Origin of the sequence: Noviherbaspirillum sp. (assembly GCF_035944575.1) — a bacterium.
GTDB lineage: Bacteria > Pseudomonadota > Gammaproteobacteria > Burkholderiales > Burkholderiaceae_D > Noviherbaspirillum.
This window is the reverse complement of the sequence record NZ_DASZBA010000048.1, coordinates 1-9235: the sequence shown is the minus strand read 5'-3', so window position 1 is coordinate 9235 and position 9235 is coordinate 1. Positions and strand designations below refer to the sequence as shown.

At 61.2% G+C, this 9235-nt stretch carries 6 protein-coding genes; 1 reads left to right on the top strand and 5 read right to left on the bottom strand.

From position 1 onward, the window contains the following. Positions 1–1223 precede the first annotated feature (1223 nt). Positions 1224–3092 carry a gamma-glutamyltransferase gene (ggt, locus tag VGU61_RS02875; RefSeq protein ID WP_326857597.1) on the top strand — a complete coding sequence of 623 codons (1869 nt, stop codon included), beginning with the start codon at positions 1224–1226 and terminating at the stop codon, positions 3090–3092. A gap of 121 nt (positions 3093–3213) precedes the next feature. Here ggt and VGU61_RS02870 read toward each other — a convergent pair whose 3' ends face one another. From VGU61_RS02870 to VGU61_RS02850, 5 genes are all read right to left on the bottom strand, one after another. Then, positions 3214–3621, bottom strand: coding sequence for a hypothetical protein (locus VGU61_RS02870; protein WP_326857596.1), 408 nt, complete (start codon positions 3619–3621; stop codon positions 3214–3216). 238 nt (positions 3622–3859) lie between these two features. Further along, on the bottom strand, positions 3860–5179 hold the full coding sequence (locus tag VGU61_RS02865) for a TolC family outer membrane protein (protein ID WP_326857595.1): 1320 nt from the start codon (positions 5177–5179) through the stop codon (positions 3860–3862). 32 nt (positions 5180–5211) lie between these two features. Then, a complete protein-coding gene (locus tag VGU61_RS02860) occupies positions 5212–5535 on the bottom strand; it encodes a rhodanese-like domain-containing protein (protein WP_326857594.1) in 324 nt (107 codons plus the stop codon). Between the two features lie 8 nt (positions 5536–5543). After that, positions 5544–6197 (bottom strand): protein-L-isoaspartate O-methyltransferase, encoded by a 654-nt coding sequence (locus VGU61_RS02855; protein WP_326857593.1) that lies wholly within the window; start codon positions 6195–6197, stop codon positions 5544–5546. 52 nt (positions 6198–6249) lie between these two features. Then, the coding region (locus VGU61_RS02850) for an efflux RND transporter permease subunit (RefSeq protein ID WP_326857592.1) at positions 6250–9235 on the bottom strand (2986 nt) is incomplete at its 5' end.

The following is a 9235-nucleotide window of genomic DNA, read 5'->3' as shown; positions in this document are numbered from 1 at the left end:
CGACCAGATGTCGCGGAAACGTTTCCCCAGCGCAGAGGGATGTTTTGCACCCAGGATCTCGGAGTACGCATCATTGTAGAGAAAGCTTAACTGCGGACCCCACGCCACGAACATCGGAAATTTGCTGCTGAGCAGCAGCTCCACGATACTCCGCAAGGACTGGGGCCATGTGGCTGGATGTCCCAATGAAGAGGTATGCCAGTCATGGGTGCGCATCAGGGCGCCTAATGTGCCGCCACCATTAAGAAACGCAGGAGTTGTATTGCTAGGGTTATTCAAAATTAATTAGAAAAAAGCAGCGGCCGAGAAGAAGTGAAACCGACTTATTGACAACCTCCGGCGCAAAACGTTGCAACAATGCCAGAGCTTTGAAAGGCTTTGCGTTGCCGTATATGAATGTGGCTATCGGTCGTTAATTCAAACCCGGCATCATCGTTTCATCACGCGCACATTTCCGCATCGCCTTCAATTCGATTATCGCGGGTCACCTATTCAAACTTGACCTGCGAAAGCAAAAGATTCTTCCGTCATCATCCTCCCGGGATTGTAGAGAAGGAACACAAGACGCTTGATACGCAAGCAGTGATCGGTGCCGGACAAATGGTGTGGTGGCAATGGACATTGCATCGCGCAATTCATCAGGTGCTTCGGAATGTCGATGCCAACAGGAGATTTGCTGCTTGCGCATGGCGGTGCGCTTCGTCGCATGCCTGAAATTCCACGCGCCATCGCCGCATGCCTGCCGTGATTGATCCCGCTCAAAGCCGCAATGATTAAACGCGGTACCGTAAAGAGGAAACCTAACAGCGGCAGCTTATCGACTTACTTTCATTTCCTCGCCTGAAGCACGTCATTGCAGGATGCCTTGTCCCGGTGGCTTGTCGCACTGTATGCCATCTCATCGCAACAAGCGGTTCACTGCTGCACGTGATTGTCGAAGTCCGGTACTCGGCTTGATCTACGGAACCGACGCACGTGTCGAAACAGAATCGAGGTCTGCAGCACCAATGAATTTCGTGCGCGCCAAGCGCATCTCTATCGAATTCTTCGCCCAGCCTGGAGCCGCTGACTCCCGCGAGCGAGCGATGCATGCATGACACCGCGTGATACGGAATGGTACAGCGGATGCCGGCATGACAAAAAGGGAGGGCATCAGCAACGTGCTTGTGACCTGCATCGCGATTACAGGCTTCTATTTCCGGGATGAATATGAGAGAGACGATATGAAAACCAAACTGCTATGTATGCTTGGCACGATACCACTTGCGGTCGCGGCACTGACTGCCGGATTCGCACATGCCGACAACACGCCGAATGCCGCTCAGACCGAGGCAAGGGCGCACGATCACAAACATGAGCATGATCACGAGCACGGCTTCCGCAAGGGCGTCGTCGCGGTTTCCCATCCGCTGGCTGCGGAAGCCGGCGCCAGGATGCTGGCGGAGGGTGGAAACGCCATCGATGCCGCCGCGGCGATCCAGTTCGCCATTAATGTCGTCGAACCGCAGTTCTCCGGCATCGGCGGCGGCGGCTTCATGATGATCTATCTTGCCAAGACGAACGAAACATTCATCGTCGATTCCCGGGAGCGCGCCCCGGCTGCGGCCACGCCGGACATGTTCCTGAACCAGACGTTCGCCAATGCATCCACCAGCGGCCACTCGGTCGGGGTGCCGGGCACGGTGCTCGGCGTCGAAACAGCGCTTAAACGATGGGGCACCAAGAGCCTCGCCAAAACACTGGAGCCGGCCATCGCCCTCGCGGAAAGCGGCTTCCGGGTCAACCGCTTCCTGGCCGCCGATATTGATAATGAACGGACTGCCCTGCAGCCCGAGACACGCGCGGTATTCCGCTTGCCGAACGGCGATCCGCTGCCGGAAGGCTATCTGCTGACGCAGCCAGATCTCGCCAAGACATTCCGTCTGATCGCAGGACAAGGCAGCAGCGTGTTCTACAAAGGCGAGATCGCGAAGGCGATCGTCGATGCGCAGCGACGTACCAACCCCGCGCTGGGCGAAGCCGGTGTCGGCCGCATGACCCTGGAAGACCTCGCGCGGTATGACGTGGCACTGCGCAAACCCGTGGAGGGTACGTATCGCGGCGTGACCGTCAAGTCGATGTCGCCGCCTTCCTCCGGCGGCCTCACCGTCATACAGATGTTGAAGATGCTGGAACAGTTTCCCATCGGCGATGCTTCGCAGGGATTCGGCTTTGGTTCGGCCCGCACCGTGCATGTCATGACGGAAGCAATGCGCCTGGGATTCGCCGATCGTGCCGTCTGGATGGGCGATGAAGACTTCGTCCCGGTGCCGAAGCGCGGCCTGATCTCGTCCTGCTATGTCAATACGAGAAAGCCGCTCATCAATCCCGATCAGCGGCTGGCGACAGCCACCGCCGGCAATCCGCTGCCATGCGATGCGGAAACGGTGACGGCGTCCACCCGCATTCCGGTCGCACCGAAGGAAGAGGAAAAAGGCGTGCATACCACGCACTTCTCCGTCGTCGACAAGCACGGCAATGTCGTCTCGTATACCACGACGATCGAAAATACCTGGGGTACCGGCATCATCGTCCCGGGCTACGGTTTCCTCCTCAACAATGAGCTGACCGACTTCAACTTCACGCCTGCACGGAACGAGGCGACCGGCAATCCGGGCGCGAACGATGTCGCGCCGTTCAAGCGGCCACGCTCCTCGATGTCGCCGACGATGCTCTTCTGGAAAGACAGACCGATTGCCGCCTACGGCTCGCCGGGCGGTGCCACCATCATCAATTCGGTGCTGAACGTGACCCTGAATCTCATCGACCATGGCATGACGATCCAGGAGGCAATCGATGCGCCCCGGTTCTCGGTCACCAGCGCAGGCGGCGCAATCACCTGCGAAAGCGGCTTCTCCGCCGAAACGCTGCAGCGGCTGGTCGCGCTGGGACACCAGGTGCCGGTCGTCAATGGCGTGCCGACCTGCAATTCGCGGATCGGATCGGTGCAGGGCGTCGTCATCGATCCACGGAACGGCAAACAGTACGGCGGCGCGGATCAGCGCCGTGAAGGAACCGTGATCGGCCTGAAGGGATGGCACGGAAGGAACTGAACGTCCGACCGCCTGATTGCCTCATGAAATCGCCCGCCCTCATGTTTCGTCAGAAGATGAGGGCGGTTTTTTGTGGGGTTGAACATGGCCATGCATCCGAACCGGCAGGATAGGCGCCGGTTCAGCGGTCGCCGAAGAGGTCATGGGCATCGAGAATCGCATACGCGATTTCCGGATTCTTTTCGAGGCACCTGCGGACGGCTGCAGGAATGGACTGCCGGGTCTTCCGGCAGAGTCCGGGAAGTTCCTGCACCTGAATATTGAGGCCCCGCACCGTGCGTACCTCACGCGCTCCCGGGGAGATTTCCAAAACGATCCCGAGCAGTGCATGCATGCGCTGCTGCATATGCTTCAGATCGTCGTAGCTGGAAATGTTTTCGATGCGTTCAAGAAGCTTCTTTTCTTCCTGGTTCGTCAACCGCAGGATACGCAGATCGCCCTGGGGATCGTTCAATAGATCGTCGCGCTTGCACACGCATGCTCCGGGCGGGCATTCCTTGCGGATCGGAAAGGGAAGCGGCTGCGACATAAACGACGTGTGAGGGAAGTCCAGAGCGGTGAAATCTTACCCTCCACCGGCGCAAAATCACACCATTTTGAAAGAGAGCCCACCAAAGCGGGAATCGAAATCCACTCGCTTCCGCTTAGACACATTTTGCCTCTTTATCCGCTCCGGCACCCTCTTTTCCGGCAGTGTCCAGGCGGAATTCAACTGCATGAGGCACAACCTGCGAGGATGCAAGTTGTGCTGTTAAGTAATGCTGGTGCTACTGCGTCAGCAAGGAATTCACCAGCACCACATCCTCTTCCTTCAGCGTGCCGGCCGCGGACTTCAGCCGCAGTCCGTTGACGATCGTGTCATAGCGCGCCCTCGACAGGTCGCGGCGGGTGGTGAATAGCTGCTGCTGCGCGTTCAGCACGTCGATGTTGATGCGCACGCCGACCTGGTAGCCGAGCCGGTTCGATTCCAGCGCGGATTGGCTGGATATCTCCGCTGCTTCCAGCGCCCGTACCTGGACCAGACCTGAATTCACGCCGAAAAACGCCTGGCGGGCACCCTGCGCGACCGTGCGGCGTATGTTCTCCAGGTTGGCCCGCGCTTGGTCTTCGAGGGCGATGGCTTCGCGTACCCGGCTGGTGATGGCAAAGCCGGAAAACAGCGGGATCGCCAGTTGCACGCCGACCGCATTGTTGTTGGAGACCGAGCCTGTCGGGCTCAGCGCCGTGCCGGTCTGGTCGTTGTAGCTTCGGCTGGCCACCAGGTCGACGGTCGGGTAGTGCGTGGCGCGGTTGCGCTTGATTTCCCGCTGTGCGATTTCCAGCGCGAGTTGCTGGCTCAGCACATTGAAGTTCTGCTGCTCTGCGCTCAGCACCCACGGTTCGATGGCGGCCGGCTCCGGCGCATTGATTTTCACGCCGGGACGAAGGGTCGCCAGCGCGCCGGCCTGGCGACCGATGATCTGCTGCAAGGCGGCGCGCCGGATTTCCAGTTCGCTGCGGGCCGCCGCTTCCTGCGCCAGCGACAGGTCGAAGCGGGCCTGCGCCTCATGGGTGTCGGTAATGGTTGCGGTGCCGACCTCGAAGCTGCGTTTCGCCAGTGCAAGCTGTTCGGTGATCGCGGTCTTCTGCGCTTCCACCGTCGCAAGCGCGTCCTGTGCTGCCAGCACGTCGAAGTAGGCCTGCGCCACGCGCACGATCAGATCCTGCTGCGCCTGCGCGAACTGCGCTTCGCTCACCGCCGTGGAAAGCTTCCCCTGCTGGTAGGTTTCCCAGTTGGCCAGCCGGAACAGCGGCTGCGACATCGACAGCGTATAGCCCTTCGCATTGAAGTTGCGGTCGGTGGTGATGCCGCCGGAACGTGCATTCAGATCGCTGCGGTTATAGCTTCCCGACAGCGCCACCGTCGGAAGCAGCCCCGCACGCGCCTGCACCTCGCGCTCCTGCCCGGCTTCGAGAGCCGCGCGAGCGCTGGCGATCTGCGCATCGTATACAAGCGCTTCCTTGTACACCTGCAGCAGGTCGTCCGCGGACGCATTGAGCGACAGAAACGCGCCGGCGAGAAGGGCGGCGATGAGGGGCTTGCGCATTGATTTCTCCGTGCGGGGGTTGATAACGAAAGTTAATAAGTCGGCATCGAGCCGTCGACCTGCTGCGCCCAGGCATGGACGCCGCCGGTCAGGTTGATCACATTGGCGAACCCGTTGCGTTCAAGGAAGGCGGCGACCGACATGCTGCGCGCGCCGTGATGGCAGATGCAGACGATGGCCGCATCCTCGTCCAGTTCCTGCATGCGGGCCGGCACAGTATTCATCGGCATCGGTACCGCACCCTCGATATGGCAGGTCTGGAATTCCCAAGGCTCCCGCACGTCCAGCAGCAGGGGCTTGGGACGGTTTTCGTCCGCCAGCCAGACGGCGAGTTCGGGGGCGGTCATGGTTTGCATATCGGATCTCAGAATTTGAAGTGGGACGGTGTCAAGGCTTCGCGCAGCGGCCGGATATCGGTTTCGAAAACGGTGCGCGTGTCGTAGGTTGTGTTGCCGGTGCGGGTGATGAGCTGGGCGAACATGACCGGCGATTCGCCGACGATGGCGAAAATCCTGCCGCCGACCTTCACCTGCTGCAGGAAGGCGTCCGGCAGCACCGGCAATGAACCGGAGATCACGATCACATCGTAGGGGCCGCCGGCGGTCCAGCCCTGGGCGCCGTTGCCGAGCACAACCTCCGCATTGGTGACGCCATTGGCGGCGAGATTCTTTTCCGCCATCGCCTTCAGCTCGGGTTCGATCTCGACCGTGGTGACGTGGCGGGCCTTGTGGGCCAGCAGTGCCGCCATGTAGCCGGAGCCGGCGCCGATTTCCAGCACGTTCTCATGCTTTTTCACCGCGACTTCCTGCAGAATGCGCGCTTCCATCTTGGGCGCGAACATCCATTGCCCGCAGGGCAGCGGGATCTCCGTATCGACGAAGGCGAGGTTCTTGTACGCTTCCGGCACGAAGCCTTCGCGCTTGACGACCATCAGCAGTTCGAGCACGTCGGGTTCCAGCACATCCCATGTGCGGATTTGCTGTTCGATCATGTTGAAACGGGCTTGTTCGATATTCATTTTTTTGCGACTCGATGGGTTGGAATGGAGAGGGAAACAACCGGCTATTCTATCAAATGACATCATCGTTTTTTGACTGCGGCACCGCCTCTATGCTGCCGTGCCCGGATACCGAAGCGCCGCCGAACTTGCGCTTCGCCCATTCCGCCAGGTCGTCGAGGTAGGTGTACACCACCGGCACCACGACCAGCGTCAGCAGCGACGAGGTGATGATGCCGCCGATGACGGCCTGGCCCATCGGCGCCCGCTGTTCCGAACCCTCCGCCATGCCGAAGGCCAGCGGCATCATGCCGAACACCATCGCCAGCGTCGTCATCAGGATGGGCCGCAGACGCACGTGGGCCGCTTCCAGCAGCGCCGCCCCGCGCTCCGCGCCGGCCTTGCGCGCCTGGTTGGCGAAATCCACCAGCAGGATCGCATTCTTCGTCACCAGTCCCATCAGCATGATGAAACCGATGATGGAGAACAGGTTCAGCGTCGAGCGGAAGAACATCAGTGCAAGGAACACGCCGATCAGCGTCAGCGGCAGCGACGACATGATCGCCAGCGGCTGCAGGAAGCTGGCGAACTGCGACGCCAGGATCATGTAGATGAAGATGACCGCCAGCGCCAGCGCCGACAACGCATAGCCGAAGGACTCCTGCATGTTCTTGGCGGAGCCGCCTATCTGGTAACGGTAGCCGGCCGGCCAATTGATGCTGTCCAGCGCCGCCTTGATATCGGCGCTGGCCTGGCCCGCCGAGCGGCCGACGACGTTGCCCGACAGCTCCACCTCCCGGTTCAGGTCGCGCCGGTTGATCTGGTTGGCGCCGGTGGACGGCGCGATGGTCGCGACCTGGCGCAGCGCCACCATTCTCGGCGAGCCGTCGGCGTTGGTCTGGCCGCTGGTGAGCATCAGCCGCGACAGGTCGTCGATATTGTTGCGGTCGGACGGCGCCAGGCGCACGTTGACGTCGTAGTTCTCGTCATCCGGCGCGCGCCAACTGCTGGCCGCTTCGCCGGCAAGCAAGGGACGCAGGGCATTGCCGATCTGGCCCACGCCGACACCGAGGTCGGCGCCGATGTCGCGCTTCGGTTCGATGGCGATGGTCGGCTTGTTGGGTTTCAGGCTGGAGTCGAGATCGACGACACCGGGAACGGCATTGATCTTTTCCTGCGCGAGGGCCGACAGGCGTGCCAGTTCCTCCAGGTCGGTACCAAGCAGCGACAGCCGGATCTGCTTGGTATCGCCGCCGACGCCTTCGAGCGAGCCGATATGGGTGATGCTGATGCCGGCAATCTGCGTCAGGCGATCGCGCAGCGGCACGCTTAGTTCCTTGGTGCTGCGCTCGCGCTGGTCGCGCGGCGTCAGGCGCACATAGGTGGTGGCATAATTTTTCCCCTGGGCGGTGCCGGTGTTGATGGTGGTGTAGAGATCACGCACCTCCGGGAATTCGCGCAGTACGGCTTCGACCTGGCGTGCCTTGGTCTCGGTGAATTCCAGCGACGACCCGACCGGGGTGTAGTACACCACGCCGGTTTCCGAATAGTCCGCCTGCGGCACGAATTCGCTGCCGATCAGGCCGGTGACGGGGATGGCGAAACCGCCGACGAAGCTGGCCAGCGCGATCGCCACCGTGGCCTTGCGATGCCGCAGCGACCATTTCAGCAGCACCTGGTAAGTGGCCGACAACCAGTCCACGAAACGCTCGAACTGGCGCAGCACGCGGCCGATCGTCTTGTCGTACCAGCCGCCGTTGCGGTTGCCGCCGTGGATGTCCGGGTCGCGCCACACCGACGACAGCATCGGATCGAGCGTGAAGGATACGAACATCGAGATCAGCACGGCTGCCGTGACGGTGATGCCGAACTGGTGGAAGAAGCGCCCGATGATGCCGCCCATGAAGCCGACCGGCAGGAACACCGCAACGATCGAGAAGGTGGTGGCCATCACCGCCAGGCCGATCTCGGCGGTGCCTTCGAGCGATGCGGTCTTGTGGTCCTTGTAGCGGCCGTTGATTTTCATGCCGGCGTGGCGCACGATGTTTTCCCGCACCACGATCGCGTCATCGATCAGCAGGCCCACGCATAGCGACAGCGCCATCAGCGTGATCATGTTGATGGTGAATCCGAACATGTCCATGAAAAGGAAGGTGCCAATCAACGCCACCGGCAGCGTCAGGCCGGTGATCACCGTCGAGCGCCAGGAGTTCAGGAACAGGAACACGATCAGCACGGTCAGTACCGCGCCTTCGATCAGCGTCTGGCGGACGTTCTCGACGCCGACACGGATCTGGCGCGAGCTGTCGCGGATCACGTCCAGTTTCACGCCGGGATACAGCGCCTGCATTGTCGGTTCGAGTTCCTTCAGTGCGGCCTTCAGGCCATCGGCGACGTCGATCGTGTTTTCGCCTTCGGCTTTCAGGACGGCAAGCGCCAGCGTGCGTTGCCCGTTGTACATCGCCAGGCTTTCCTGTTCCTGCTGGCCGTCGACCACGGTGGCGATCTGAGACAGCGTCACCGGCTGGCCGCCACGGCGGGCGACGATGATGCGGCCGAAGTCAGCCGGGTCCTTCACCCGCCCGCGGATCTGCACCACCTGTTCATTGGAAGACGACCGGATGGCGCCGGTTGGCAATTCCTGGTTTTCGCTGCGCAGAGCGTTGATGACCTGATCGACACCGATGCCGAGCGACTCCATCTCGTTCGGTTTCACATAGATGTTGATTTCGCGCTTTACGCCGCCGACCAGCGTGACCGAGCCGACGCCGCGCACGTTTTCAAGACGCTTCTTCACCACTTGGTCGGCAATGGTGGTCAGCTCGCGCAGATTGCGTTCGCGGCCGGATGGATCGTTGCTGACCGATACGGAAAAGATTGGCTGGCTGGCGGGGTCGTAGCGCATCACCCGCGGCTCCTTCACCTCCCTGCGGAAGAGGGGGCGGACCAGCGCAACCTTTTCACGTACATCCTGCGCCGCCTCGGCCGGGTCGACCGTCAGGTTGAATTCGATGATGACGACCGACGAGCCTTCGTAGGAGCGGGAGGTGAGGCTATTG

Bases quoted from the DNA above. Each gene is read 5' to 3' on its own strand.
- VGU61_RS02865 (WP_326857595.1), bottom strand. From the start codon at position 5,179: ATGCGCAAGCCCCTCATCGCCGCCCTTCTCGCCGGCGCGTTTCTGTCG.
- ggt (WP_326857597.1), top strand. From the start codon at position 1,224: ATGAAAACCAAACTGCTATGTATGCTTGGCACGATACCACTTGCGGTC.
- VGU61_RS02860 (WP_326857594.1), bottom strand. From the start codon at position 5,535: ATGCAAACCATGACCGCCCCCGAACTCGCCGTCTGGCTGGCGGACGAA.
- VGU61_RS02870 (WP_326857596.1), bottom strand. From the start codon at position 3,621: ATGTCGCAGCCGCTTCCCTTTCCGATCCGCAAGGAATGCCCGCCCGGA.
- VGU61_RS02855 (WP_326857593.1), bottom strand. From the start codon at position 6,197: ATGAATATCGAACAAGCCCGTTTCAACATGATCGAACAGCAAATCCGC.